A 26,731-nucleotide genomic window follows, 5' to 3' on the forward strand; every position below is an offset into this window, starting at 1 on the left:
TTCCGGTGGTCATAGCGAGAGGGAAACGCCCGGTCACATTCCGAACCCGGAAGCTAAGCCTCTCAGCGCCGATGGTACTGCAAGGGGGACCTTGTGGGAGAGTAGGACGCCGCCGGACTTAACGTATGAAAGATGTGGCCATCGGCCCTCCATCGAGAATTCGCAGGGGAAACCCTCGTTCTCGGTCGGGGCCGGTGGCCATTTCTGTTTCTGCCGCCGTTCGCTCGACGCCGGCTCCGGTTCGTGATGGACTGGAAGCCGACGTCGGGCGACCGACGCGGCACCCAACACAACGACACAGCGGACGAACGCCCGAGGCTCTGGACCGGGCACGCGATGAGGAGCAACGGTGGCGAACGACGACGATCAGCGGCGGAACGACAGGGACCGCGGAGATCGACCCCGACGGGACGGCGACCGGTTCCCACGTCGCGACGGCGCTCCGCGTCGGGACGGCCAGAGCGATGGTCGGTGGTCGTCCGGTCCCCGCGAGTTCGAGCGCCGCGAAGGCGACCGTCGTGATCGTCCGCAGGGTGGAGACCGTCCGTTCCGTGACGGCGCGCCTCGACGGGACAGCGCTCCGCGTCGCGACGGCGACCGTCCGTTCCGGTCCGGCGACCGCAACGACCGTCCGTCGTGGCAGGGTGACCGTGGAGACTCCGGTCGGCCGCCGCGCGGCGATGGTCCGCGCGGTGCCGATCGTCCGCGGCGCGATGGCGATCGTCCGTTCCGTGGCGGCTCCGATCGCCCGGCTCGTGACGGTGACCGTCCGTTCCGTGGTGGGAGCTCTGACCGTCCGCGTCGTGACGGTGACCGCCCGTTCCAGGGCGGCTCGGACCGTCCGCGCCGGGATGGCGATCGCCCGTACCGTGGCGGCTCCTCGGACCGTCCCGCTCGTGACGGCGACCGTCCGTTCCGTGGCGGCTCCTCGGACCGTCCGGCTCGTGATGGCGATCGCTCGTACCGTGGCGGCTCCTCGGACCGTCCGGCTCGTGATGGCGATCGCCCGTACCGTGGCGGCTCCTCGGACCGTCCGGCTCGTGACGGCGATCGCCCGTACCGTGGCGGATCGTCGGACCGTCCGCGGCGTGATGGCGACCGTCCGTTCCGTGGTGGCTCTGACCGTCCGGCTCGTGACGGGGACCGTCCGTACCGTGGTGGTTCGGATCGTCCCGCCCGAGATGGCGACCGTCCGTACCGTGGTGGTTCGGACCGTCCCGCTCGTGACGGGGACCGCCCGTACCGTGGCGGATCGTCCGACCGCCCGGCCCGAGGTGGTTCCTCCGACCGTCCGTTCCGCGGCGGTTCGTCGGACCGCTCGGGTCGCGACGGCGGTGAGGAACGTCGCCGCTTCGGTGACGGGACACGTCACGCCGGTGCCCGATTTGGAGAAGCCGCGCGCGACGACTGGGAAGACCGCGACCCCTACGGCACGAAGTCGATCCGTCCGCGCCACGACGACCCGGAGATCCCCGAGGAGATCCAGGCGCGCGACCTCGACCCTGCGGCCCGGATGGAGCTGAAGACCCTCAGCAAGGACAACGCCGACTGGGTCGCGCGGCACCTCGTAGCAGCTGCGCTCTTCGTCGACGACGACCCCGAGACGGCCAACCAGCACGCCCTGAGCGCTGCTCGTCGTGCCGGTCGTGTCGGTGTCGTCCGGGAGACGGCCGCGATCACCGCATACCGCCTCGGCGACTTCGCCACCGCGCTCCGGGAGCTCCGCACCTACCGTCGGATCTCCGGTCGCAACGACCAGCTCCCGATGATGGTGGACTGCGAGCGTGGCCTGGGCCGTCCGGAGCGGGCACTGGAGCTCGGTCGCTCGGTCGAGCGCTCGGCCCTCGACACCCCGGTGCAGGTCGAGCTCGCGATCGCCATGTCCGGCGCTCGTCTCGACCTCGGGAACCCCACAGCCGCCCTCGGTGAGCTGGAGATTCCACAGCTCGACCCGTCCACCGCCTACACGTGGTCCCCGGCGCTCTACAGTGCTTACGCGGCCACGCTCGAGGAGCTCGGTCGACAGGACGAGGCCGACGAGTGGTGGGCCCGGGTGGACCGCGCGGCAGCGGCCCTCGCCGAAATCGCGGACGACAACGCTTGGGAGACAGTTGATGTGGTCGAGGAAACGCTCGAACTCGAAGAAGACGGAGACGCCGGAGACGACGACACCGATGACCTCGGAGCCGACGACGTCACGACCGACGAACTCGACGGCGACGACGAATCCGCCGAAGGCCTCGACGACGACCTCGATGACGAACCCGCCCTCGACGACCTCGACGACGACACCTCCGCAGCCGACGAGCCCGGCGAGATCGACGACGACAACCCCCGCGACGTCGACGGCTCCGCAGCCGACTGAGCACTCGGCGGCCTTGACCGACGGCGTCGACGTGGTCCTCACCGACCTCGACGGCGTCGTCTACCGGGGCCGCAACGCCATCCCGCACGCGGTCGAAGCCCTGACCCGGGCATCGCTGACGGCGCGGGTCGGCTACATCACGAACAACGCCTCCCGCCGCCCGATCGACGTCGCCGAGCACCTCGAGCGCTACGGGCTCGAGGTCTCCGAGGGTGACGTCGTCACCTCGTCGCAGGCCGGCGTCCAGCTGCTCGCGACCCTGGTACCGGCCGGATCGACCGTCCTGGTCACCGGCGGCCTCGGGCTGTCGAGCATCGTCGAGGCTGCCGGGTTCACGGTCACCTCGAGTGCCCAGGACTCCCCGGCCGCGGTGATCCAGGGCTTCTCGCCGGACCTCGGCTGGAAGGAACTGGCCGAGGCCTCGTTCGCCCTGGCCGACCCGGACGTGCCGTGGGTGGCCACGAACATGGACTGGTCCATCCCGGTCGAGCGGGGCATCGCGCCCGGCAACGGCACGCTCGTGTCCGCCGTGCACCAGGCGGTCGGTCGGATGCCCGTGGTCGCCGGCAAGCCCGAGCGGCCGATCTTCGACACGGCGGTCGCGCGCTTCGGCGGCGGTCGGACCCTGTTCATCGGGGACCGGTTGGACACCGACATCAAGGGTGCGAACGACGTCGGGATCCCGAGCGTGCTCGTGCTCACCGGCATCGACAAGGCCAAGCAGGTGCTCGCGGCCGACCAGCGCTCACGTCCCACCTACGTGCTCGAAGACCTCCGGGGGCTGGCCCAGCCGTACCCGGCGACGGTGCGGCGCGAGGACGAGGACGGCACCCGGTACGTGAGCGTCGGTACCTCGACGGTGGCGATGCGCGGGCACGTCGTCCGGGTGCTCGACGCCGGGACCGAGATCGATCGGCTCCGTGCCGGCGCGACGCTCATCTGGGAGTCCGGGTTGGCCATCTACGGCCTCGACGTGGACCCGCAGCTGTACGGCGGCGAGTAGCGTGTCGGACGTGCCGAACCCCGAGCAGCCGTCCGCCGATCCCGAGCAGCAGGGCGCCTTCGCCGCGCGCACCGCCGAGGCCGAGGCTCTGCCGCTCGCCGACCGTGCCGACGCCTTCTCCTCCCTGCACGACGAGCTGCGGACGCGGCTCGAGAGCGGCGGCTCCGCGAGTGCCTGAGCCGGACGGAGCCGTGCACGACGCGACCCCGGTCCGCCTCGACGCCCTCCTCGCTGCACGCGGGCTCGCACGGTCTCGCACCGTCGCCAGCAAGCTGATCCAGGACGGCCGGGTGCTCGTGGGCGGCCGTGCCGTCCTGAAGCCGTCGACGCCGATCGCACCCAACGCGGACATCGAGGTCGACGCCGCGGACGAGTGGGTCTCGCGTGCGGCCCGGAAGCTCGTCGGCGCACTCGATGCGTTCGACGTCGACCCCGAGGACCGGGTCGTGCTCGACGTGGGCGCGAGCACCGGCGGGTTCACCCAGGTGCTGCTCACACGCGGCGCGCGCCGTGTCATCGCGCTCGACGTCGGCCACGGACAGCTGCACCCCACCATCGCGCTCGACGATCGCGTCGCCGTGGTCGAGGGGACGAACGCGCGGAACCTCACGCGCGCCGACTACCTGGCGCTCGACGGCGCCGCCGGCGAGACGAGCCTGGTGGTGGGGGACCTGTCCTTCATCTCGCTCCGACTCGTGCTGCCGGCGCTGGCCGAAGCCGTCCCCACGGACGAGTTCGTGCTCCTGGTGAAGCCCCAGTTCGAAGTGGGTCGTGGCGGTGTGCGGGAGGGCATCGTGCACGACGCCGGGCTCCGGAACGACGCGCTCATGAACGTGCTGTGGGCGGCGTGGGACCTGGGCCTCGGCACCAGTGGGCTCGCCGCGTCCCCGATCGTCGGGACACACGGCAACCACGAGTACCTGGCCCGCTTCCAGCGCGGTGTCGGGGGCAATCCGACAGAATGGAGAGTCCGGGCGACCGAACTCACGGAAGGGTCTTCATGAGTGACGAACGGCACATCCTGCTCGTGTCCCACACGGGTCGCCGTGACTCGATCGACGCTGCGGTCGAGGTCTGCGACCTCCTGCACGCGGCCGGTCTCACGCCCGTCATGCCCTTCGACGAGTACGCCGACATCCGTCGCGCCGAAGCGTCGGTCGGCAAGGTCGACATCCTCGGCGTCGACGTCCAGCCGAACCAGCTCGAGATCGTCATCGTGCTCGGTGGCGACGGCACGATCCTCCGCGCGGCCGAACTCGTGCGGAACACCGGCGCTCCACTGATCGGGGTGAACCTCGGGCACGTCGGGTTCCTGGCCGAGAGCGAGCGCGACGGTCTGTCCGAGACGGTCGAGCGTGCGCTGTCCGGCGAGTACAACGTCGAGGAACGCGTCACCCTGCAGGTCGACGTGGTCGTGGGCAACCAGATCGTCTACTCGAGCTGGGCGCTGAACGAGGCCACGATCGAGAAGGCTTCGCGGGAACGGATGCTCGAGGTCGTGACCGAGGTCGACGGCCGCCCGCTGTCGTCCTTCGGCTGCGACGGCGTGGTCGTGTCGACCCCGACCGGCTCCACGGCGTACTCGTTCTCCGGCGGTGGCCCCATCGTGTGGCCGGACGTCGACGCGCTGCTCATGGTGCCGCTGAGCGCCCATGCTCTGTTCGCCCGTCCGATCGTCGTCGGGCCCGACTGCACGCTCGCGATCGAGGTCCTGCGGCGCACGAGCGGCGTCGGTGTCCTGTGGTGCGACGGCCGACGGACCCACGACCTGCCCCCGGGTGCCCGTGTCGAGGTCCGGCGTTCGCCGGACCCGGTGCGCGTCGCCCGACTGAAGGACGCCCCGTTCACCGACCGCCTGGTCGCGAAGTTCCAGCTGCCCGTCGCCGGGTGGCGCGGCCCCCAGAGCGACGAGGACGACCGATGAGCCCGGAGGACGCCCGATGATCGAGGAGATTGCGATCCGCGACCTCGGCGTCATCGGCGAGACCACGCTCGAACTCGGGCCGGGCTTCACCGTGGTCACCGGGGAGACCGGTGCGGGCAAGACGATGATCGTCACCGCGCTCGGACTGCTGCTCGGTGCGCGGGCTGATGCCGGTTCGGTGCGCCGCGGTGCGTCGAGCGCCGTCGTCGAAGGCCGCTGGCACGTCCCGGAGCAGGACGCCGTCGCCGAACGCGTCGAGGACGCCGGCGGCACCGTGGAGGACGGCGAACTCATCCTCACCCGCACGGTCTCCGCCGAGGGGCGCAGCCGTGCCACGGTGGGTGGTCGCAGTGCGCCCGTGGCGGTGCTCGGCGAGCTCGCCGACCAGCTCGTGACCGTGCACGGGCAGTCGGACCAGATCCGCCTGACCTCGGCCACCGCGCAGCGGGCTGCCCTCGACGGGTTCGGGGGAGCCTCGCTCGAGAAGGCCCTCGCCCGGTACGTCGCCGCGTACGACGCCTGGCAGCAGCACGCCGGTGAACTCGAGGTGCTGGTCCGGGACCGGGACGACCGGGTCGCCGAGGCCGAGCGGATCCGCGCGGCCTCCGACGAGATCGAGGCCGCCGACCCGCAGCCCGGTGAGGACGTCGAGCTGGCCGAACGCGCCGAACGCCTGGGGAACCTCGAGGAGCTCCGGTTGTCCGCGGCCCTGGCACACGAGGCGTTGTCCAGCGAGTCCCTCGACGGCGTCTCCGACGTCGTCGGCCTGGTCGAGTCCGCACGCCGTGCCGTGGAGCGTGTGGTGTCGTCCGACACTGCCCTGCAGCCGGTGCTCGAGCAGCTCACGGAGCTCGGGATCCAGGCGGCCGAGGCCTCGGCGAGCATCTCGAGCTACCTCGGTTCCCTGGAACCCGAGGCGGGGCACGACCTCGAGCTCATCAACGAACGTCGTGCCCTGTTGGCAGGCCTCACCCGCAAGTACGGCGAGACGGTGGACGACGTCATCGCCTACGGGCAGCGCGCGAGCGACCGGCTGCTCGAGCTCGACGGCGACGACGACCGGATCGCGGCGTTGCAGCAGTCGGTCGAGCAGGACGAGCAGGCGCTCGAGACGGCCGCGGCCGCGCTCACGACGGCGCGCACCAAGGCGGCCGCCGACCTGGCGAAGCGCGTGACCGCTGAGCTGAAGACCCTCGCGATGGGTGGTGCGACCCTGGTGGTCGAGGTCACCGACGCCGGCGAGTACCGCCGCCACGGCCGCGACCAGGTGACGATCCTGCTCCAGCCGCACTCCGGCACCGACCCCCGGCCGATCGGCAAGGGGGCGTCCGGCGGTGAGCTGTCGCGCGTGATGCTCGCGATCGAGGTCGTCATGGCCGGCAGCACCACGGTGCCGACGTTCGTCTTCGACGAGGTCGACGCCGGTGTCGGTGGGGCGGCGGCCATCGAGATCGGCCGACGGCTGGCGAAGCTCGCAGAGCGCACGCAGGTCATCGTCGTCACGCACCTGGCCCAGGTCGCGGCCTTCGCGAACAACCACCTCAACGTCGTGAAGGACGCCAGCGGTGCCGTGACCTCGTCGAGCGTGCGCCGGCTCGAGGGCGAGGACCGTCTGCAGGAGATGGCACGGCTGCTCTCCGGACTCGGTGACAGCGCCAGCGGCATCGAGCACGCCCGCGAGCTGCTCGACGTGGCCGGCCAGCGAGCCTGACGATCGGGCAGGCGGGCACTGTCCGCCGACCCGGCCACGGTCCGAGGACCCGGCCACCCGCCCGCGCAACGCCCACCGCGAACCGAGGTCGCGCCTCCCAGCAGTTCTGACGTACGATGGAATCCCGTGGCGGACACTCTCAGCGGCGGTACCAATTCTTCGAACTCGACCCCGAAGGTGACGAAGCAGATCTTCGTGACCGGCGGGGTCGTCTCGTCTCTCGGCAAGGGCCTGACGGCGGCCAGCCTCGGCAACCTGCTCACGGCTCGCGGCCTCAAGGTCGTCATGCAGAAGCTCGACCCGTACCTCAACGTGGACCCGGGCACCATGAACCCGTTCCAGCACGGCGAGGTCTTCGTGACCGACGACGGTGCGGAGACGGACCTCGACATCGGGCACTACGAGCGCTTCCTCGACATCAACCTGTCGCAGGCCGCGAACGTCACGACCGGTCAGGTGTACTCGACGGTGATCGCCAAGGAGCGTCGCGGCGAGTACCTCGGCGACACGGTGCAGGTCATCCCGCACATCACCGACGAGATCAAGCGCCGGATGCGCGAGCAGGCGCAGAACGACCCGCAGCCCGACGTCATCATCACCGAGGTCGGTGGCACCGTCGGCGACATCGAGTCGCAGCCGTTCATCGAGTCCGCCCGTCAGGTGCGGCACGAGCTCGGCCGCAACAACGTGTTCTTCGTGCACGTCTCGCTGGTGCCGTTCATGAACGCCTCGGGTGAGCAGAAGACCAAGCCGACGCAGCACTCCGTCGCCGCGCTCCGCTCGATCGGCATCCAGCCCGACGCGCTCGTGCTGCGCAGCGACCGTCCGGTGTCGGAGTCGAACAAGCGCAAGATCGCGCTGATGTGCGACGTCGACGAGGACGCCGTGGTGAACGCGGTGGACGTCCCCTCGATCTACGACCTGCCGACGCTGCTGAACAACCAGGGCCTCGACCAGGTCATCGTCGAGGCGCTCAAGCTCGACGCCGGTCCGGTCGACTGGACCGCGTGGACCCCGGTGCTGAAGGCCGTGCACGAGCCGAAGAAGGACGTCACGATCGCCCTGGTCGGCAAGTACATCGACCTGCCGGACGCCTACCTGTCCGTCACCGAGGCACTCCGTGCGGGTGGCTTCGCCCACGACGCCAAGGTGACGCTGAAGTGGGTCGTGTCGGACGACTGCACCACGCCCGAGGGCGCGGCGAAGCAGCTCGGCGACGTCGACGGCATCTGCATCCCCGGCGGGTTCGGCGTGCGCGGCATCGAGGGCAAGCTCGGCGCGCTGCAGTTCGCGCGTGAGCAGGGCATCCCGACGCTCGGCCTGTGCCTCGGCCTGCAGTGCATGGTCATCGAGTACGCCCGCCACGAGGTCGGTCTGACCGACGCGTCGAGCACCGAGTTCGACCCGGAGACCTCGACCCCGGTCATCGCGACGATGGCGGAGCAGGTCGACATCATCGCCGGTGGCGACCTGGGTGGCACGATGCGCCTGGGCCTGTACCCGGCGTCGTTCACCGAGGGGTCGCTGGCGGCGGAGCTGTACGGGGCTCCCGAGGCCTCCGAGCGGCACCGTCACCGTTACGAGGTGAACAACAAGTACCGCGAGCAGATCGCGGACGCCGGCCTCGTCTTCTCGGGCACGTCGCCCGACGGCACGCTGGTGGAGTACGTCGAGCTCCCGCGCGACGTGCACCCGTTCTACATCGCCACCCAGGCGCACCCGGAGCTCCGCTCGCGCCCGACCGATGCGCACCCGCTGTTCGCGGGACTCGTCGCGGCCGCGATCGAGCGCCACGAGGCGTCCAGCCTGTTCGACCCGCAGACCGAGGAGCAGGTCGCGTAAGCGCCGGTCTCCACGATCGGACGGGAGGCGCGGTGCCAGCTGGCACCGCGCCTCCCGTCCGTCCGGGGTCGCGTTCACGGCACCTGGTTCCGGACACGGAACCGCGGAACGACGCGGTGCTGTGTCCGGAACCTGGTTCCGATGGGGGCGTCAGGGGCGCGCGTGCTTGGATGGAGCCGTGACAGACGCACCGATCGCTGACGAGTCCGCCTCCTTCGAGGTCACCGAATCCACCGTCGTGTACGAGGGCGCCGTCTGGGACGTGCGCCGCGACACCGTCGCGTACAACGGCGACTCGATGGTCCGCGAGTACATCGACCACACCGGTGCCGTCGCCGTGTACGCGGAGGACGACGAGGGCCGCGTCCTGGTCATCCAGCAGTACCGTCACCCGGTGCGGCTGCGCGACTGGGAGCTGCCCGCGGGCCTGCTCGACATGGAGGGCGAGGACCACCTGACGGCCGCGAAGCGCGAGCTGGGCGAGGAGGCCGACCTCGAGGCCGACACGTGGGAGCCCCTGGTCCGGTACAACACGTCCTCGGGCGGCAGCGACGAGTTCATCCAGATCTACCGGGCGCGCGGTGTTCGGTCGACGGAGTCCGCGTTCGAGCGCGAGGCGGAAGAGGCCGACATCGTGACGCGGTGGGTGCCGCGGGCGGAGCTGCTCGAGGGGATCCTGGGCGGTCGGCTCAACAACTCGGCCCTCGTCGTCGCGACGCTCGCCGTCGAGGCCATCGAACAGCGCGGCAAGTGAGCGGGTCCGCGGCCGACGGTCTGCGCGACCTGGTCGCCACCGGCACCTGGACGCACGAGCCGGAGGCCGCCAAGTTCGACGGCGACGTGTTCCGCGTCACCGCGGTCGAGGGCAGTGACGCCTGGCGGACCACCTCGTACGGGTTCGTGCACGACTCCGAGCACGCGCTGCTGCAGCCGACGGACGGGCCGTTCTCGGTCGAGGTGTCGTTCGTACTCGACTACACGGAGCAGTTCGACCAGGCCGGGGTGTTCCTGCGCGTCGACGAACAGACCTGGATCAAGGCGGGTGTCGAGTTCTCGGACGGAACCCCGCAGCTCGGCGCCGTGGTGACGCGTGGGTTCTCGGACTGGTCGGTGTCGCCCGTGCCGGAGTGGGCGGGCCGGGTGGTGACCGTCCGCGCGAGCCGCGATGGTGACGCCGTGACGATCCGGGCGTGGGCCGAGGGTGACGAGTCCCGCTTGGTGCGGGTCGCGTACCTCGACCCGGACGCCGTCGTGTCGGCGGGGCTGCTGTGCGCGGGGCCGACGCGGGCCGGGCTGACGGTGACGTTCACCGGGTTCCGCGTGGACGGGCCGGACGAGGCGTTGCACTGACGGCGGGTGGCCCCGCGCCGGTTAGCCTGCTGAGGTGATGCCCCTCGACCGTGCCGTGGAGACGTACCTGCGGCACGTCGCGATCGAGCGGGGACTCTCGCAGCACACGTTGTCCGCGTACCGGCGGGACCTCGCCGTGTTCACGTCGTGGTTGGCGGCCGCTCCGGTCGTCGAGTCGGACGGTGCGGGCCGGGCCGGGGGGTCCTCGGCGCTGCAGGACGTGGCACGGTTGGCACGCGCGGACGTCTCGGGGTTCGTGACACACCTGGCCACCCGACCGGAAGGTCCGCTCGCACCGCGATCGATCGCGCGGATGCTCAGTTCGGTGCGCTCGTTCACCGCCTTCGCCGCGGGGGAGGGCTGGCTGCCGCTCGACCCCGGCACCGCCGTCCGCCCGCCGAAGGCCCCGATGCGGCTGCCGAAGGCGATCCCCGTCGAGGACATGGAACGGCTGCTCGGCGCGGTGTCCGTCGACGCTGACGACCCCGTCCAGCTGCGGGACAAGGCCCTGCTCGAGCTGCTCTACGCCACAGGCGCGCGGATCTCCGAGGCGGTGGGACTGTCGGTCGACGACGTGACGACGCTGTCGGACGCCGACGGCGAGCTCTCGGTCGTGAAGGTCACGGGCAAGGGCAACAAGCAGCGGATCGTGCCGCTCGGCAGCTTCGCCCGGGCCGCGATCGACGCGTACCTGGTGCGCGCACGGCCGGTGTTCGCGGCACGAGGGCCGTCGACCCCGGCGCTGTTCCTCGGCGCCCGTGGAGCGCGGCTGTCGCGGCAGAGTGCCTGGCTCGTGATCCAGGCCGCCGCTGCTGCCGCCGACCTGGAGGCGCACGTGTCACCGCACACGTTCCGGCACTCGTTCGCGACGCACCTGCTCGAGGGCGGTGCCGATGTGCGCGTGGTGCAGGAGTTGCTCGGGCACGCGAGTGTCGCCACGACGCAGATCTACACGATGGTCACGGCGGACATGCTGCGGGACGTGTACCAGACGGCACACCCGCGGGCGCGGCGGTAGGCGGACAGCGCGGGCCGTGCGGGTGCATGGGCCGTGCGGGTGCATGGGCCGTGCGGGTGCGGGACGGGCGCGTTTCGTGAGCAGAAATGGTCGGGTCGCGCCGTCCCACTCGACCATTTGTGCTCACGAAGCGCCGTGGACCGCGGCGGTAGGCGGGCCCTGCGAGCTCAGAACAGGTGCAACTGGGCCGACGCGGCGATGACCGTCGTCGTCACCGCGACGACGAGGGCGCTCGCCGAAGCGCTCCGCGCCAGGACAGCCCAGGCGCCGACGGCTCCGGGACGGACGATGCCGACGACGCCGCACGCCACGGCGAGCAGCCCCGCCAGACCCCAGGGGTTCGCGATGACCGAGACCACCGCGAGCAGCACGGCGAGCACCGTGAACACGCAGAGCCGACGGTCGCCGGCGGTGCCCGACGCCCACGCGTCCGTCCGGATCGCAGCGGTCTGCACCGAGAACGACGGCCCCGCCGGAGCGACGACGATCGGCGTGACCGGTTCCGCAGCGGCCGCGGGGACCCGCGTGGCTGCGCCCCAGGTGCGACCGTCCCACCAGCGCAGACGACGGGCGTCCTGCGGGTCCGGGAACCAGCCTGCGGCCGGCAGCGTCACGGTTGCTCCTCGAGGTGCGGGGTGGATCGACGCTCCCGAGCCTAGGAGCGCGGTCGGCCTCGCCCCAGTCCCCAGCCGGGTGTCAGCACAAGGGGGGACCACGATGGGGTCAGGCGGGGACAGGCTCCGCGTCGACCTCGGTGAACACGTCCTTCACGGCGGCGAGCAGCCGGGCGTTGAAGTCCACACCGAGCTGGTTCGGCACGGTGACGAGCACGGTGTCGGCAGCACGGACGGCCTGGTCCGCCGCGAGCTCCGCGACGAGCTGCTCGGGCTCACCGATGTAGGACCGGCCGAACCGGGCCAGCCCGCCGTCGAGGTGCCCGACCTGGTCTTGCCCCTCGACCTGCGCACGCACGCCGAAGTAGTGGCGGGACTCGTCGTCGATGATCGGGATGATGCTGCGCGAGACCGACACGCGCGGTTCGCGGTCCCAGCCGAACTCGGACCACACCCGGCGGAAGCGCTCGATCTGCTCGGCCTGCAGCTGGTCGAAGGGCACGCCGGTGTCCTCGGTCAGCAGGGTCGAGGACATCAGGTTCATGCCCTGCTCGGCGGTCCACTCGGCGGTGGCGCGGGTGCCGGCGCCCCACCAGATGCGGTCGCCGAGCGAGTCCGACAGCGGGGAGATCGGCAGGGACCCGACCGAACCGGTCATCTGCGGGTTGGCGTTGGCCATCGGCTCGCCGGCGATCGCACGGCGGAACACGTTCGTGTGCGCACGGGCCATGTCGCCGCCGTTCTCGTCAGCGGCATCGGGCACGTAGCCGAACTGCTGGTAGCCGGCGAGGGCGGTCTCGGGTGATCCCCGCGAGACACCGAGCTGCAGTCGCCCGCCGGAGATGAGGTCGGTGGCCGCGGCTTCTTCCGCCATGTAGAGCGGGTTCTCGTAGCGCATGTCGATGACGCCGGTCCCGATCTCGATCCGGCTGGTCTTCGCGGCGATGGCGGAGAGCAGCGGGAACGGTGCGGCCTGCTGCGGCGCGAAGTGGTGCACGCGGAAGTAGGCGCCGTCGACGCCGGCTTCCTCGGCTGCGACCGCGAGGTCGATCGCCTGCACCAGGGCCTCCCGCCCGCTGCGCACCTTCGACCCCGGGACGTCACGCCAGTGTCCGAACGACAGGAACCCGATCTTCGTCATGTCCATGCGAACGCATCCGGAGGCGGGGCCATTCCGTCGCGACTACCGTGGCCGGGATGGAGGACCCCCGCCCAGCACTCGAGGCCGAACGCGCCCGCAACGAACGGCTGCTGCTCGAGGTCGAGCGGAGCATGCGTGACGTCAGCGACGCCCGGCAGGACGCCAACTCCGACGACGAGCACGACCCCGAGGGCGCGACCCTGGCCTGGGAGCGCGGCTCGCTCGGTGCGGTCCGCGACGGCGCCCGGCTGCGGGTCCGTCAGGTGGACGCCGCACTCGCGCGACTCGACGACGGCACCTACGGCCGCTGCGCGGTCGGCGGTGAGCCGATCCCGGAGGCCCGCCTGGCCGCCGTCCCGTGGGCGGCGACGTGCGTCGCGCACGCCTGAGGGGCACGCGACCGGTGCCGCCTGACGGTCTGGAGGCACGGTGTGGCCCCGCCACGCGCCTCCCGGCACGCGCACCGTGCGTCCACCCCGTGCGCCGCTGATTCCCAGCCGCGCACCCTACGTTTTCGGCATGGACGGCGACCCGAACGACCGACCCGGCGAAGCCCGGGCCGATGGCGCGCCCCGCCAGCGCTTCCAGTGGTTCCACCGTCTGCGCGCCTGGATCCACGCGCGGCCGCACGTCCACCTGTTCTACAAGGTGCTGGTCGGTCTGGTGGGTGGGCTGGTCGTCATCATCGGGCTGATCCTGGTGCCGCTGCCGGGCCCGGGGTGGCTCGTGGTGTTCATCGGCCTCACGGTGCTGGCGAGCGAGTTCCACTTCTTCCACAAGATCATCACGTGGCTCAAGGCGCAGCTGCACCGCTTCTGGGACTGGGCCAAGCGGCACGGGCCGAAGCGTCTGCGCGATGCGGCGGACCGGGGCAAGGCCGACGTCGACGCTGCGCACACCGGTGCGGCGCGGACGGTCGGGGTGCGTGCGCGGGCTCGCGGTACGAACTCGGCGCGACCGGGCCACTAGCGCGGCGGCACTAGTCGGCGGAGGCGACCTGGATCGAGCCGGTTGCGGTGCGCTCGATGACCTCGGCGGCGCGTTCCTCGACCTCGGCGGCGTCCTTCGACGACAGCTGCAGCACGAGGGCGACGACCGCGGCGAGCACGATGAAGCCGCCGTACCCGGCGATGACCGGGACGAGGCCGACCGAGGGCTCGAGCAGGCCTCCGATGACCGATGGCACCCCGAACGCCAGGTAGCTGACGACGTAGATCGTGGAGAGCAGTCCGGCGCGGTGGGTCGGAGCGGCGGTGGCGAGCAGCATCCGCAGCGGCGCCTGGAACCCGGCACCGAAGCCGACACCGGCGATCGCGCTGCCGACGACCATGCCCGGCAGGGAGTGTGCGAACACGAACGACACGGTGACGATCGGGCCGAGCACGAGCGCGACGAGTCCGAGCAGGACCGCGCGACGGGTGTCCATCCGCTGGATCGCCAGGCCGGTCAGGGCGCCGACGCCGGTGACCACGGCGATGAGCGCACCGGCGGCGAAGTGGTTCGTGATGCCGAACACCGCGCCGAGCGCCGAGGGGACGAGCGACAGGAACATGCCGCCGAGGGCCCAGCTGGCGACGAGCGAACCGGCGACGCCGCGGAACAGCCGGCGTGAGGACCGCGGCACGCTGATCGTCGGCCGCAGGGAGCGGACCGCGCCGGGGCGGCGCTGCACCTGCTCGGGGACGACGAACAGCGCGAGCACCAGCAGCACGAGGAGTGCGCCGAACAGCAGGTAGACGAGCTGCTCCGGCGCCGGACCCCACTGCACCAGCGCGCCGCTCGACATCGCGCCGGTGGCCAGGGCGATCGGCGGGATGACGCCGTTCAGCACGCCGGCCATGGTGGGGTGGCGTTCGAGGGAGTTGTCGATGAGGGCCGCGCCGAGGGCCCCGATGAGCAGCCCGACCGAGACGCCCTGCACGATCCGGTCGACGATGAGCGCGACGACCCCGTCCGCCATCGCGAACAGGCCGAGCGACAGTGCGACGCCCAGGCCGCCGACGACCAGCACGGGCTTGCGGCCGACGTGGTCGGACAGGCGACCCGCGACGAGCAGGCTCGCGAGCAGGCCGGCGACGTAGATGGCGAAGACCCCGGTGAGCATGAGCGGGGTGAGGTGCCACTCGGCCGCGTAGACCGGGTAGATGGGCGACGGGACGGCCGATGACGCGACCGAGACCAGGAGCATCGCCGCCAGGATCCAGAACCCGGCGACCGAACGAGCTGACTGGTGCATGCGCACCCCTTTCCGTCTCCGTGCAGTACGACTGCATTCGTACCGCACTTGAACAGTACGACGCAAGTCGTACAGCGAGCCGAACGGTGGTAGCGTCCCGTCCATGCCCGCGCACGTCGATGCTCCTGAACGGCTGCCGCAGCCGTCCGTGGCCGAGATGGACCTCCCCGTCGTGATGGACGCCCTGAGCGACCCGATCCGACTCGCGATCCTGCACCGCTACCTGGTCGACGCGGCCGGGGGCGAGCGCAGCTGCGGCTGGGTCGGCATCGACCGGCCGAAGTCCACGCTGACCCACCACTTCCGGGTCCTGCGCGAGGCCGGTCTGCTCGAGCAGCACCTGGAGGGCCTGACCCGCGTCAGCCGCGTCCGCGTCGAGGACGTGCAGCAGCGGTTCCCCGGGCTCCTCGACCTGGTGCTCGACTGGCAGGTCCCCGCCGCCCTGCTGCGCGAGGGGATCGCATCGTGAGCGCCGGCGTGGACGCTGTGCACACACTTCCGTCGATCGTCGCGGACCCTGCTGTCACCACGGCGCTCGCCGCGGACCTGACGGCGGCCGGCTTCACCGTCGACCGGCTCGACTCGCTGTGGGGCGCCGAGGCCGCCGCATCGTTGCACCGCGGTTCGCGGGTTGCCGCGCTCCGTGCGCTCGCCGCCCGCGAGGCCACGCCGCTCGGCACCCTGGCGACGCTGTTCGTGCTCGGCCTGCCGGTGGCGCGCGCCGAGGCCGCTGTGGCGTTCCCGACCGCCGGGCTCGACGCCGTCATCGCCGCGGGCCTGCTGCGCAGTGGAGGCGAAGGCGACGGCAACGGCGACGGCGCCGACGCGCTCGTCCACCCCACCGTCGACCTGCGCCCCTACGCCTTCGTCGACGACCTCGGCGCCGGCAGCTGGTGGATCGTCTCCGACCTCGGCGAGCTCGCCCTCGGGCACGCCATCAGCGAGGAACACGTCCTCGGCATCGGCGGCGCCACCACGACGCTGAGCGGCCTGCAGGTGCCCGTGCCGGTCGAGCGGGTGCTCGACCTCGGCACCGGCTGTGGCATCCAGGCCATGCACGCACGGCGGTTCGCCGACCAGGTGGTCGCCACCGACATCTCGCGCCGTGCCCTCGACATCGCCCGGTTCAACGCCCAGTTGAACGGCATCGACGGCATCGACTTCCGGTTCGGCTCACTGTTCGAGCCGGTCGCGGGAGAGCGCTTCGACCGGATCGTCTCGAACCCGCCCTTCGTCATCACGCCCCGTCGCGAGGGTGTCCCGTCGTACGAGTACCGCGACGGCGGCATGGTCGGCGACGCCCTGGTCGAGACGGTGCTCCGCGGCCTGTCCGACCACCTGGAGCCCGGTGGGACCGCCCAGCTCCTCGGCAACTGGGAGTACCACTGGGGCGTCGACGGCCTGGACCGCGTGCGCGGCTGGTTCGCCGACACCGACCTCGACGTCTGGGTGATCGAGCGCGAGCGGCAGGACCCGACGTCCTACGCGGAGACCTGGATCCGCGACGGCGGGACGAAGCCCGGCACGGCCGAGTTCGACACCCTGATGGGCGCCTGGCTCGACGACTTCGCGGACCGTCGCGTCACCGGCGTCGGCTTCGGCTACGTCGTGGTGCGTCGACCCCTGCCTGGAGGCACGTCCGGCCTCCGCCGGTTCGAGCGGGTCCCCGAGACGCTCGGCTCCAACCCCGCGGGCCTCGGCGCGACGGTCGCCCGCGTCCTCGACGCAGCCGCCTGGCTCGCCGCGCACGACGATGCCGCGCTCGTCACCGCCCACCTGTCGGTGGCCGGTGACGTCACCGAGGAGCGGTACTACTGGCCGGGCAACGACGACCCCACCGTGATGACCCTGGTGCAGGGTGGCGGGCTCGGGCGTCGGGTGGACGCGGACACCGCGCTCGCGGCGTTCGTTGGTGCGTGCGACGGCGACCTGTCCGTCGCCGCGATCATCGGCGCGCTCGCGCAGATCACCGGCGTGGACGAGCAGGCGCTCGCCGCCGACCTGCTGCCGGCGGCGCGCGACCTGGTGCTCGACGGGCTGCTCGTCCCCGCCGCCTGACGATCAGGCGCGGTGGTCGCGCCAGCTGTGTTCGGGCGTGTAGCCGAGGAGTTCGCGGGCCTTCTCCGACGACAGCAGCGAGCTGACACCGTCGATGTCCGCACGGCGCTCGATGTCCGGCACGAAGCGCTCGACGAGCTCGATGGTCGGGGTGTCCATCACCGTGTCGGGGCTGGCGATGACGAACGCCTCGAACCCGGTGAGGTCGGCCTCGAGTGCCCGGCGGACGGCCTGGGCCCCGTCGCGGGAGTCGATGTACGACCACAGGTTGAACGTCTTCGCCTCGGGGGTGGCGTCCCACGGGAACGCCGGGTAGTCGGTCTCGTCCATCACGTTCGAGAAGCGCAGACCGATCATCTTCAGCTCCGGGTCCCAGCGCGTGAAGTGGCGGGCCATCTCCTCCTCGACCGCCTTGCCGAGGGAGTACGACGACTGCGGGCGGACCGCGAACTCCTCGTCGACCGGCAGGTAGGGCGGGTGGTGCTCGCCCATCGGGATGCCGAGCAGGGTCTCGCTCGACGCCCACACGACGTTCTTGATCTTCGCGGCACGGGCGGCGTGGAAGACGTTGATCGACGAGGTCACGTTGTTCGTGATGAGGGCCACGTCGGGAACCTGCCCCGGGGCCGGCACCGCCGCGAGGTGCACGACGGCGTCGACGTGGTCGTACCGGTCGTCGATGCCGAGCAGGGCGTTCAGGACCTGGCCGTGGTCGGTCAGGTCGATCCGCACGAACGGGACACGCTCGGGCTTGTCGGGGGAGGGGACGCGGTCGAGCAGGACCACGTCGTACCCGTGCGCATCGAGGTCGCGCACCACCGCTCGTCCGAGCTTGCCGCTGCCACCGGTCACCACTACACGCGTCATCGCGTCACTCCACATCGTCGTCGGAACACACCCTGGCGGGCACCGACCATCCTGCCCCGCCGCACCTGACGCGACCAGGCCCTGTCCGTACCCCGGAGCGTCGGGGGCGGTGGTCAGGCGGTGGGGGTGACCTGGGCGATCGCGAGGCGGGCGACGAGTTCGACGTGCTCGGCCATGTCGCGGGTGGGGTCGAAGAGCCACTGGATCTGCATGCCGTCGGACACCGCGAGCAGCACGCTCGTGAGTTCGTCGGGGTCGATGTCGGTGCGCAGCCGACCGTCCTGCTGCATGGTCCGGAAATCCGCGGACAGGTCGCGGCGGCTGCGCTCGTAGCGCTCGCGGAAGTACTCGTGCGCCGGGTGTTCGGCGTCGGTGGCGGCCGCGGCGGACAGGTTGACGAACATCTGCACGAGCCCGGGGACCTCGGCGTTGTGCCGCACGATCGCGGCGAGCAGGGCTGCCGGGTCCGCGGCCTGCCAGTCGTGTGCGAGGTCGAGCTCGTCGCGGCGGCGGAGGATCTCGACCCAGAGCTCGTCCTTCGAGTCGAAGTAGTGCAGCAGGCCGGCCTGGGTCAGCTCCACGGCGTCGGCGATGTCCTTGATGCTCGTCCGCCGGAAGCCCTGCGACGCCACGAGGTCCAGCGCGACCGTGAGGATCTCCTCGCGCTTCGCGATGCCCTTTGCGTACGAACCCCGTCGTGCCATGGCCAGACTGTACCGCCCACAGGAGACCCAGAAAACCAAGCAATGGTTGGTTTTGGGTGGTACGGTGCAGGAGCTGCCAGCGCGGGCGGCGAACCCGGTGGATGGTGGGTGTGGGCGACGAGGCCCCGGCCGTCCAGGCGGCGCCCCGCGGCCCTGAACGAGAGGACCGACCACCGTGACCACCGTGAACGACGCGAGCACCGCCTCCAGTCCGTCGACGCCGCTGACCGAGCGCATCGATGCGCTCCTCGGCCAGCTGACCACCGACGAGAAGGTGCAGCTGCTCACCGGACGTGACTTCTGGACCACCTGGCCCATCGAGAAGATCGGGCTGCGCCGGATCCTGATGTCGGACGGACCTTCGGGGGTGCGCGGCGAGGTGTGGGACGAGCGCGACCCGTCCCTGAACCTGCCGTCAGCGACGGCGCTGAGCGCCTCGTGGGACCGCGCGATCGCGAAGCGCTACGGCGCCGCCGCCGCGGTGGAGGCCCGCCGCAAGGGCGTCGACGTCGTGCTCGGCCCGACCATCAACCTGCACCGGTCCCCGCTCGGGGGCCGGCACTTCGAGGCGTTCAGTGAGGACCCGCTGCTCACCGGCGACCTGGCCGCGTCGTACGTCGACGGCGTGCAGGAGAACGGTGTCGCCGCGACCCCGAAGCACTACATCGCGAACGACTACGAGACCGACCGCTTCACCGCGTCGACCGAGGTGTCGGACCGCGCGCTGCGCGAGCTGTACCTGCTGGCGTTCGAGAAGGCCGTGACCGAGGCGCACGCCTGGGCGATCATGTCCTCGTACAACGCGATCAACGGCGTCACGGCGTCGGAGAACGACCTGCTCGAGACCCCGCTCAACTCGGAGTGGGGCTTCGACGGCATCGTCGTGTCCGACTGGACCGGGGTTCGGTCGGTGGACTCGGCGAAGGCGTCGCAGGACGTCGCGATGCCCGGGCCGAACCCGTGGTGGAGCGAAGGCCCGCTGCTCGCCGCAGTGCAGGCCGGCGAGGTGCCGATGGCGGCGATCGACCGCAAGGTCCGCCGGATCCTGACCCTGGCAGCCCGCGTCGGCGCGCTCGAGGGCTTCGAGCCCGTCGCCGCGTCACCCGTGCACGTCGAGGACGGCATCGCGTTCGTGCGCGAGGCCGAGGCCGAGGGCACCGTCCTGGTCCGCAACACCGGTGTCCTGCCGCTCGACGCTCCCGCCGTGTCGCGCATCGCGGTGATCGGGCACAACGCCGACCAGGCCCGCACGCAGGGCGGGGGCTCGGCCACGGTCGTGCCGTCGCGGGTCGTGTCACCGCTGGACGGCATCCGTTCGGCGTTCCCCGGCGCGAGCGTGGACCACGCGATCGGCGCCGTCGTGCAGGAGGGGATCGCGGAGTTCCCGCTGTCCACCATCACGAACCCCGGCACCGGGGAGCCCGGAGCCCGGGTCGCCTTCGTCAAGGACGGCGAGGAGCTGTTCGTCGAGGACCGCCGCGCGACGGCGCTGTTCTGGTTCGGCGGCGACGCCCCGACCCGTGAAGCGGACCGGCTCGACATCACCACCACGTACACGGCGGAGTCGACCGGGACCGTGCGGTTCGGTATCGGCGCGGCCGGACGGTCACGCATGTGGATCGACGGCGAACTGCTGCTCGACGAGGACGTGCCGTTCGAGGGCGACCAGCTCGGCGCCGCGTTCCTCAACCCGCCGGCGCGGTCGGTGCCGGTGTCGGTGACCACCGGCCAGCAGGTCGCGATCCGCATCGAGTACGACATCGTGCAGGACGAGACGCTCGGCGGGGTGCTGGCGTACCAGTTCGGCACCGAGCCGTCGGACGACGACCCCGCCGTGCTCATCGAGGCCGCGGTGGACGCCGCCCGTGGTGCAGACGTCGCCGTCGTCGTGGTCGGCACGAACTCCAAGGTCGAGTCCGAGGGCTACGACCGTTCCTCGCTGGCACTCCCCGGCCACCAGGACGACCTGGTGCGCGCGGTCGCCGCGGCGAACCCGAACACGGTCGTCGTCGTGAACGCCGGGTCACCGGTCGAGATGCCGTGGCGGAACGACGTCGCCGCGGTGCTGCTGACTTGGTTCGGCGGGCAGGAGTACGGCAACGCGCTGGCCGACGTGCTGACCGGGGCACGGGAGCCCGGCGGCCGACTGCCCACCACGTGGCCCGTCGCGCTGGCCGACGTCCCGGTGCTCGACGTCACCCCGGTCGACGGGAAGGTCGCCTACGACGAGGGTGTCCACGTCGGCTACCGGGCCTGGCTGCGAGCCGGCACGGAGCCGGCGTACCCGTTCGGACACGGCCTCGGCTACACGACGTGGTCGATCGATGGCGTGTCCTCGACCCCGACCGTGCGCGAGGGTGACGCCGTCATCGTCACGGCGACCGTCGCGAACACGGGCGACCGTGCCGGCAAGCACGTCGTGCAGGTCTACGCATCCCGTGCGGAGTCGGCGGTGGACCGCCCGGTGCGCTGGCTGGTCGGCTTCGCCCCGGTCCGGCTCGCCGCGGGCGCCTCGACGGAGGTCTCGATCGAGGTCCCGGCGCGAGCCTTCGCCCACTGGGACGGCTCGTGGCAGTACGAGTCGGGGACCTTCACGCTGCACGTCGGCGCCTCGGTCGTCGACGACGCCGGAACCGCGTCCCTCGAACTGGAGTGACGAAGTCGTCCGGTTTCCGCGCAGCTCCCGGCTCCGTTCAGTAACATCTACGTGCGCGAGTCGGCTGGTTACCGTCCGCGCACGCACCGACTACGGGGTCGCTGGGTGAGCGACTCGGTCTCCTGATCCGGCCGTTGTTGCCCTGGCTTCCCCGGTGCGTCCCAGAATGCGTCCCCGCGTCCGCGCGGGGACGCATTCGTCGTTCCGGCCGCGATGCGAACCTGCTCGGGCACTTCGTCCCGGTTCGGAAAAACGAGTGACACTTGGTCAACTTCATACGTCCCGGGTGCGCGGATCGGTGTGACAAACCGCTTGGTAGGTGGAACGATGAGTGCACCATCTCGTGTGGATCAGGGACGAGATGGTCATCCGGCCGGGCTCTCGGGCCTCACCAACTCGATCTGAGCCCTGCCGGATGCCCTTGACTCTCGGTGGTGGTGCAGCGGCGGTGTCGCGGGCGTCCGGCTCGGGGCACCGGTTGTCAGGCCCGCAGCGCCGGCCCTCAGGCCCGCAGCGCCGACCCTCAGGCCCGCAGGGCCGGGGCGATCTCCTCGGCCACGATGCGCAGGATCCGCTCGTGCGTCGCACGGTCGCCGTTCGCCGGCAGGGTGATGACGAGCTCGTCGGTGGCGGTGACCGCCGGGTCGGCGAGCAGGGCGTCGACGATCGCCGCCGGTTCGCCGGACAGGACCTTGCTGAACCGGAACGGCGGGGTGCCCGAGAGCGGCCGGCCCTCGTCGTCCATGCCCGAGGCGTACCCGGTCAGGAACTCCTCGTGCACGGCGCGGTCGTGGTCGTCGAGGAGCGGCACCACGATCCGGCCCACGGCGACCTTGGACTCGCGCTCCGGGTGCAGCTCGGCGAACCGCTCGCGGTAGGCGGCGATCTGGTCGGCCTGCGCCTGCGTGAACGGCGCGCCGGTGTCCTCGGTGTTCAGGGTCGAGCAGTGCAGCAGGAGGCCCTTCTCGGCGGTGCGGACCGCCGTGCCCATGCTGCCGCCACCCCACCAGACGCGGTCGCGCAGGCCAGGGCTGAGCGGCTGCAGGGTCAGGTCGGCCCCGGCGGGGATGCTCTCGTAGCCCTTGCCGGCACTGCCGAGGGGCTCGCCCTGCAGTACCTCGAGCAGCCGTGCGGCGCGGGCCTCGGCCTCGTCGCGGAAACTGCGGTCGACCGTGCCGAACACCGGGTCGAGGATCGGACCGTACCCGGCGATGCCCGTGCTGATGCCGAGCTGCACCCGGCCACCGCTGAGCAGGTCGACCGTGCTGGCGTCCTCGGCCAGGCGCACCGGGTCTTCGTACCGCATGCCGAGCACGGCGGTGCCGAACGCGATGGTGCTGGTGCGCTGGGCGGCGGCGGCGAAGAAGGTCATCGGGCTCGTCAGGTACGGCTCGAAGTGCCGTCCGCGCACCCAGCCCGTCCCGTACCCGAGCGACTCGGCGGTCTCGAACAGGCGCAGGCCGTCCTCCAGGGCGCTGGCGGCGCCGTCGGTGCCGCCGTGGTTCGGGACGAAGGAGAGGAAGCCGAGTTCGCGCATGTCGCGAGTCTATGCGCACGTATCGAAATCCGCCTGGGTCGGCGACGGGGCGGACGGGAGGCCCGTGGCGGCGCCGCCACGGGCCTCCCCCCACCGGCACGGCCGGTCCGCCGCTGGCGCGTCGGACCGGAACCGGCGGCGTGGGCCCAGTCCGGCACATGCGCACCTGGGAGGATGGGCACATGACCGACGTCACCACCGTGCCCCCGCTCGTCGCCGCGATCCCGGCGGCGGTGGACGGCGTCGTCGACCCCGACGAGGTCTACGAGGCCTTCGCGGCGTGGGCCGCCGAGGGCGGCCGGCCGCTGTACCCGGCGCAGGACGAGGCGGTCATCGAGCTCGTGTCCGGTGCCAACGTCGTGCTGAGCACCCCGACCGGCACCGGGAAGTCGCTCGTGGCGGCCGGCGCGCACTTCGCCGCGCTCGCCGAGGGCAAGCGGAGCTACTACACGGCACCGATCAAGGCGCTGGTGTCCGAGAAGTTCTTCCAGCTCGTCGACCTGTTCGGCGCGCAGAACGTCGGCATGGTCACCGGTGACTCCAGCGTCAACGCCGACGCCCCGATCGTCTGCTGCACCGCCGAGATCCTGGCCAACCTGGCCCTCCGCCAGGGGCCGGACGCCGACGTCGACGTCGTCGTGATGGACGAGTTCCACTTCTACGGCGACCCCGACCGCGGGTGGGCATGGCAGGTGCCGCTGCTCGTGCTCGAGCGGGCGCAGTTCCTGCTCATGTCGGCGACCCTCGGTGACGTCACCACCATCGCGGACGACCTGTCCCGCCGGACCGGCCGGCCCACCGCCCGCGTGACCGGTGTCTCGCGGCCGGTGCCGCTCGAGTACCAGTACGTGATGACGCCCGTGCAGGAGACGGTGGAGCGGCTCCTCGAGGAGGGCAAGGCGCCGATCTACATCGTGCACTTCGCCCAGGCCGCCGCACTCGAACGGGCGCAGTCGCTGATGTCGGCGAAGGTCGCTTCGCGCGAACGCCGGGACCAGATCGCGGACGCCATCGCCGGCTTCCGGTTCAGCGCCGGGTTCGGACAGACCCTGTCCCGCCTGATCCGGGCGGGCATCGGCGTGCACCACGCCGGCATGCTGCCGAAGTACCGACGACTCGTCGAGCAGCTCGCCCAGCGCGGCCTGCTGCCCGTCATCTGCGGTACCGACACCCTGGGTGTCGGGATCAACGTGCCGATCCGATCCGTGCTGTTCACCGGACTGACGAAGTTCGACGGCACGAAGATGCGCCAGCTGTCCGCGCGGGAGTTCCACCAGATCGCCGGTCGTGCCGGACGTGCCGGCTACGACACCGAGGGTGACGTCGTCGCCGAGGCACCCGAACACGACATCGAGAACGCCCGCGCCGTCGCCAAGGCCGGTGACGACCCGAAGAAGAAGAACAAGATCAAGCGGAAGAAGGCGCCCGAGGGGTTCGTGTCCTGGGGGCAGGCGTCGTTCGAGCGGCTGATCGCGGCCGAGCCGGAGCCGATGGTCTCGCGCATGCGGATCACGCACGCGATGGTGCTGTCGGTCGTCGCTCGTGGCGGCGATGCCTTCGCGGACGTCCGATCGCTGGTCTACGACAACCACGAACCGCGATCGCGGCAGCTCGCGATGGCCCGGCGGGCACTCGTCATCGCCCGGACCCTCATCAACGCACGGGTGATCGAGAAGGTCGACGGCGCCTACCGCCTGACCGTCGACATCGCGCCCAACTTCGCGCTCAACCAGCCGCTGTCACCGTTCGCGCTCGCCGCGTTCGAGTTGCTCGACCCGGAGTCGCCGACCTACGCGCTGGACATGGTGTCGGTCGTCGAGGCCACGCTCGACGACCCGCGGGCGATCCTGTCGCAGCAGCAGTTCAAGGAGCGCGGCGAGGCCGTCGCCCGGATGAAGCAGGAGGGGATCGAGTACGAGGAGCGGATGGAGCTGCTCGAGGAGGTCACCTGGCCTCGCCCGCTGTCCGAGCTGCTGGAGGCGGCGTACGAGGCCTACGCCGCCGAACAGCCCTGGGTCCTCGACTTCCAGCTGTCCCCGAAGGCCGTCGTCCGAGACATGTACGAACGCGCGATGACCTTCGGTGACTTCGTGCGCTTCTACCAGCTCACCCGTTCCGAGGGGCTCGTGCTCCGCTACCTGTCCGACGCGTACCGGACGATGCGCCAGACCATCACCGAGGAGCAGCGGACCCAGGAGCTCGACGACCTGATCGAGTGGCTGGGCGAGGTCGTGCGGCAGACCGACTCGTCGCTCGTCGACGAGTGGGAGGCGCTGCTCAACGGCGACGTCCTGCTGGCCTCCGAGGAGCACGAGGAGATCGCACCGCCGCAGCCCGCACGGCTCACCGGCAACCCGCGGGCATTCCGGGTGCTCGTGCGCAACGCCCTGTTCCAGCGGGTGCTGCTCGCCGCGGCCGACGACATCGACGGGCTCGGGGAACTCGACGCGACCGCGGGCTTCGACCGGGCCGCGTGGGACAACGTGCTCGAGGAGTACTACGAGGAGCACGACTCCATCGGCACCGACGCCGACGCGCGGTCGATGCAGTACCTGGTGCTCGACGAGAGCGGTGCCACCGCATCACCCCGGGTGTGGAAGGCCCGGCAGATCTTCGCCGACCCGGAGGGCGACAAGGACTTCGGGTTCTCGGCGACGATCGACCTGGACGCCTCGGACGAGGTCGGCGAGGCCGTCGTGCGGGTCACCGAGATCGGGCGGTTCGACGGGTGGGCCGAGGTGGACGTCGACTGATCGGCGCTGGGTTCGCCGGACGTGTACCGTCTCCGGCACCACCCCCACCCGAGAGGACTGCGTCATGCGCATCGGATCCAGCATCGCCCTGATCGTCATCGGCGCGATCGTCGCCTTCGCGCTGAACATCCAGCTCGCCGGTATCGACCTCCGCCTGATCGGCTACATCCTGATGGCCGCCGGTGTCGTGCTGCTCATCATCAGCCTGGCCGTCGCGTTCGGCGGTCGACGCACCACCACGACCACCCGCACCGGTGTCGACCCGGCCTCGGGGGAGCAGATCACCCAGCAGGACCGCCGCGACGGCACCTACTGAGCCGCGGCGGGGATTCTCGCCCCGTTCGTCAGAAGAGAGTCGCGGGCGGGGTGGCGTCGGGCAGCGCAGACGGCTCGGGGACCTCGGCGCCGGGCCAGCCCGGACCGTGCGGCACGTCGGTGCCGTTCTGGAACGCGGTCGCGGCACCGCGGGCACGCACGTCGGCGGCCTCGTTCATCTCGTGACCGACGTGGCCGCGGACCCACTCGAACGTGACCTTGCGGCCCTGCAGTTCCGCGTCGAGTTCCTTGATGATCTCGACGTTGAGCACCGGCTTGCCGTCGGCCTTCCGCCATCCCTTGCGCTTCCAGCCGGCGAGCCACTCGGTGCAGGCCTTGATCGCGTACTGGCTGTCGCACAGGATGTGCAGCGGCTCGCCGGTGTCCTTCGTGGCACGGAGCAGCTGCAGCACGGCGGTGAGTTCGCCGATGTTGTTCGTTGCACGGGGCCAGCCGCCGGCCGCCCACCGGTCGTCGTCGACGTACCAGGCCCAGCCGGCGGGGCCGGGGTTGCCGAGGGCTGAGCCGTCTGCGGCGGCGACGATCGTCACGATGGGACCTCCTGGTGGTGCCGGGTGCGCGGTGGTGCTGGTCCACCGTAACGGACCACGCGGACGGCTCACGCTCCGGCGTTCTG

At 71.3% G+C, this 26,731-nt stretch carries 25 protein-coding genes and 1 rRNA gene; 19 read left to right on the forward strand and 7 right to left on the reverse strand.

Translation table 11 applies throughout. From position 1 onward, the window contains the following. The first annotated feature begins 1 nt into the window (after position 1). The 12 genes from rrf to H7A73_RS04795 all read left to right on the forward strand — a co-directional run bounded on the left by rrf (position 2) and on the right by H7A73_RS04795 (position 11,213). Positions 2 to 118: ribosomal RNA gene (gene rrf / locus H7A73_RS04740) — 5S ribosomal RNA — on the forward strand. Positions 119 to 518: 400 nt separating this feature from the next. Continuing rightward, positions 519 to 1,523, forward strand: a complete 1,005-nt coding sequence (locus tag H7A73_RS04745) for a hypothetical protein (protein ID WP_182064899.1) — start codon at positions 519 to 521, stop codon at positions 1,521 to 1,523. Continuing rightward, positions 1,514 to 2,365, forward strand: coding sequence for a hypothetical protein (locus H7A73_RS04750; protein ID WP_182064900.1), 852 nt, complete (start codon positions 1,514 to 1,516; stop codon positions 2,363 to 2,365). Before H7A73_RS04745 ends, H7A73_RS04750 begins: the two co-directional genes overlap by 10 nt. Positions 2,366 to 2,378: 13 nt before the next feature. Next, positions 2,379 to 3,368, forward strand: coding sequence for an HAD-IIA family hydrolase (locus H7A73_RS04755; protein WP_182064901.1), 990 nt, complete (start codon positions 2,379 to 2,381; stop codon positions 3,366 to 3,368). 10 nt (positions 3,369 to 3,378) lie between these two features. Beyond that, complete coding sequence (locus tag H7A73_RS04760) at positions 3,379 to 3,546, forward strand: hypothetical protein (protein WP_182064902.1); 168 nt, start codon at positions 3,379 to 3,381, stop codon at positions 3,544 to 3,546. Then, entirely contained in the window at positions 3,539 to 4,372 is an 834-nt protein-coding gene (locus H7A73_RS04765; protein WP_182064903.1) for a TlyA family RNA methyltransferase, read from the forward strand. The genes H7A73_RS04760 and H7A73_RS04765 overlap by 8 nt, the downstream gene beginning before the upstream one ends. After that, positions 4,369 to 5,292 carry an NAD kinase gene (locus H7A73_RS04770; protein WP_071245131.1) on the forward strand — a complete coding sequence of 308 codons (924 nt, stop codon included), beginning with the start codon at positions 4,369 to 4,371 and terminating at the stop codon, positions 5,290 to 5,292. The genes H7A73_RS04765 and H7A73_RS04770 overlap by 4 nt, the downstream gene beginning before the upstream one ends. A 16-nt stretch (positions 5,293 to 5,308) precedes the next feature. Then, the gene (recN, locus tag H7A73_RS04775) at positions 5,309 to 7,003 is read left to right on the forward strand and encodes a DNA repair protein RecN (protein ID WP_182064904.1); all 1,695 of its coding nucleotides are present in this window, start codon (positions 5,309 to 5,311) and stop codon (positions 7,001 to 7,003) included. Between the two features lie 126 nt (positions 7,004 to 7,129). Further along, positions 7,130 to 8,845: a CTP synthase gene (locus H7A73_RS04780; protein ID WP_182064905.1), complete on the forward strand. Its 1,716-nt coding sequence runs from the start codon at positions 7,130 to 7,132 to the stop codon at positions 8,843 to 8,845. Positions 8,846 to 9,023: 178 nt separating this feature from the next. Continuing rightward, complete coding sequence (locus H7A73_RS04785) at positions 9,024 to 9,599, forward strand: NUDIX domain-containing protein (RefSeq protein WP_071245128.1); 576 nt, start codon at positions 9,024 to 9,026, stop codon at positions 9,597 to 9,599. Then, the gene (locus H7A73_RS04790) at positions 9,596 to 10,195 is read left to right on the forward strand and encodes a DUF1349 domain-containing protein (protein WP_182064906.1); all 600 of its coding nucleotides are present in this window, start codon (positions 9,596 to 9,598) and stop codon (positions 10,193 to 10,195) included. Before H7A73_RS04785 ends, H7A73_RS04790 begins: the two co-directional genes overlap by 4 nt. Positions 10,196 to 10,232: 37 nt before the next feature. After that, positions 10,233 to 11,213 (forward strand): site-specific tyrosine recombinase XerD, encoded by a 981-nt coding sequence (locus H7A73_RS04795; RefSeq protein ID WP_182064907.1) that lies wholly within the window; start codon positions 10,233 to 10,235, stop codon positions 11,211 to 11,213. A gap of 167 nt (positions 11,214 to 11,380) precedes the next feature. On the opposite strand, the gene H7A73_RS04800 is transcribed toward H7A73_RS04795, so the two are convergent. Both H7A73_RS04800 and H7A73_RS04805 read right to left on the reverse strand, forming a co-directional pair. Next, entirely contained in the window at positions 11,381 to 11,827 is a 447-nt protein-coding gene (locus H7A73_RS04800) for a DUF2510 domain-containing protein (protein ID WP_182064908.1), read from the reverse strand. Between the two features lie 109 nt (positions 11,828 to 11,936). Continuing rightward, entirely contained in the window at positions 11,937 to 12,974 is a 1,038-nt protein-coding gene (locus tag H7A73_RS04805) for an LLM class flavin-dependent oxidoreductase (protein ID WP_182064909.1), read from the reverse strand. A gap of 50 nt (positions 12,975 to 13,024) precedes the next feature. Between H7A73_RS04805 and H7A73_RS04810 the strand changes: the two genes are divergently transcribed. Then, entirely contained in the window at positions 13,025 to 13,357 is a 333-nt protein-coding gene (locus tag H7A73_RS04810; RefSeq protein WP_182064910.1) for a TraR/DksA family transcriptional regulator, read from the forward strand. Between the two features lie 130 nt (positions 13,358 to 13,487). Continuing rightward, the gene (locus H7A73_RS04815) at positions 13,488 to 13,937 is read left to right on the forward strand and encodes a TIGR02611 family protein (RefSeq protein WP_182064911.1); all 450 of its coding nucleotides are present in this window, start codon (positions 13,488 to 13,490) and stop codon (positions 13,935 to 13,937) included. A gap of 10 nt (positions 13,938 to 13,947) precedes the next feature. On the opposite strand, the gene H7A73_RS04820 is transcribed toward H7A73_RS04815, so the two are convergent. Then, positions 13,948 to 15,204 (reverse strand): MFS transporter, encoded by a 1,257-nt coding sequence (locus H7A73_RS04820; RefSeq protein ID WP_182064912.1) that lies wholly within the window; start codon positions 15,202 to 15,204, stop codon positions 13,948 to 13,950. 103 nt (positions 15,205 to 15,307) lie between these two features. On the opposite strand from H7A73_RS04820, the gene H7A73_RS04825 reads away from it, so the two are divergent. Further along, positions 15,308 to 15,673, forward strand: a complete 366-nt coding sequence (locus H7A73_RS04825) for an ArsR/SmtB family transcription factor (RefSeq protein WP_071245119.1) — start codon at positions 15,308 to 15,310, stop codon at positions 15,671 to 15,673. Further along, positions 15,670 to 17,262, forward strand: coding sequence for a methyltransferase (locus tag H7A73_RS04830; RefSeq protein WP_259362708.1), 1,593 nt, complete (start codon positions 15,670 to 15,672; stop codon positions 17,260 to 17,262). Before H7A73_RS04825 ends, H7A73_RS04830 begins: the two co-directional genes overlap by 4 nt. 3 nt (positions 17,263 to 17,265) lie before the next feature. Here the strand turns inward: H7A73_RS04830 and H7A73_RS04835 are convergent, their stop codons facing one another. After that, complete coding sequence (locus tag H7A73_RS04835) at positions 17,266 to 18,129, reverse strand: NAD-dependent epimerase/dehydratase family protein (RefSeq protein WP_071245140.1); 864 nt, start codon at positions 18,127 to 18,129, stop codon at positions 17,266 to 17,268. A 113-nt stretch (positions 18,130 to 18,242) separates the two neighbouring features. Next, entirely contained in the window at positions 18,243 to 18,833 is a 591-nt protein-coding gene (locus H7A73_RS04840) for a TetR/AcrR family transcriptional regulator (RefSeq protein ID WP_084741272.1), read from the reverse strand. Positions 18,834 to 19,008: 175 nt separating this feature from the next. On the opposite strand from H7A73_RS04840, the gene H7A73_RS04845 reads away from it, so the two are divergent. Next, positions 19,009 to 21,489, forward strand: coding sequence for a glycoside hydrolase family 3 protein (locus H7A73_RS04845; RefSeq protein ID WP_182064913.1), 2,481 nt, complete (start codon positions 19,009 to 19,011; stop codon positions 21,487 to 21,489). 523 nt (positions 21,490 to 22,012) lie between these two features. On the opposite strand, the gene H7A73_RS04850 is transcribed toward H7A73_RS04845, so the two are convergent. Continuing rightward, positions 22,013 to 23,026 (reverse strand): LLM class flavin-dependent oxidoreductase, encoded by a 1,014-nt coding sequence (locus H7A73_RS04850; protein WP_182064914.1) that lies wholly within the window; start codon positions 23,024 to 23,026, stop codon positions 22,013 to 22,015. Between the two features lie 182 nt (positions 23,027 to 23,208). Here H7A73_RS04850 and H7A73_RS04855 point away from each other — a divergent pair, with 182 nt between their 5' ends. After that, complete coding sequence (locus H7A73_RS04855) at positions 23,209 to 25,779, forward strand: DEAD/DEAH box helicase (protein ID WP_182064915.1); 2,571 nt, start codon at positions 23,209 to 23,211, stop codon at positions 25,777 to 25,779. Between the two features lie 64 nt (positions 25,780 to 25,843). Continuing rightward, complete coding sequence (locus H7A73_RS04860) at positions 25,844 to 26,095, forward strand: DUF6458 family protein (RefSeq protein ID WP_182064916.1); 252 nt, start codon at positions 25,844 to 25,846, stop codon at positions 26,093 to 26,095. Between the two features lie 28 nt (positions 26,096 to 26,123). Here H7A73_RS04860 and H7A73_RS04865 read toward each other — a convergent pair whose 3' ends face one another. Then, the gene (locus H7A73_RS04865; RefSeq protein WP_027465941.1) at positions 26,124 to 26,645 is read right to left on the reverse strand and encodes a ribonuclease H; all 522 of its coding nucleotides are present in this window, start codon (positions 26,643 to 26,645) and stop codon (positions 26,124 to 26,126) included. Positions 26,646 to 26,731 lie beyond the last annotated feature (86 nt).

Origin of the sequence: Curtobacterium sp. ME12 (assembly GCF_903970855.1) — a bacterium.
GTDB lineage: Bacteria > Actinomycetota > Actinomycetes > Actinomycetales > Microbacteriaceae > Curtobacterium > Curtobacterium poinsettiae_A.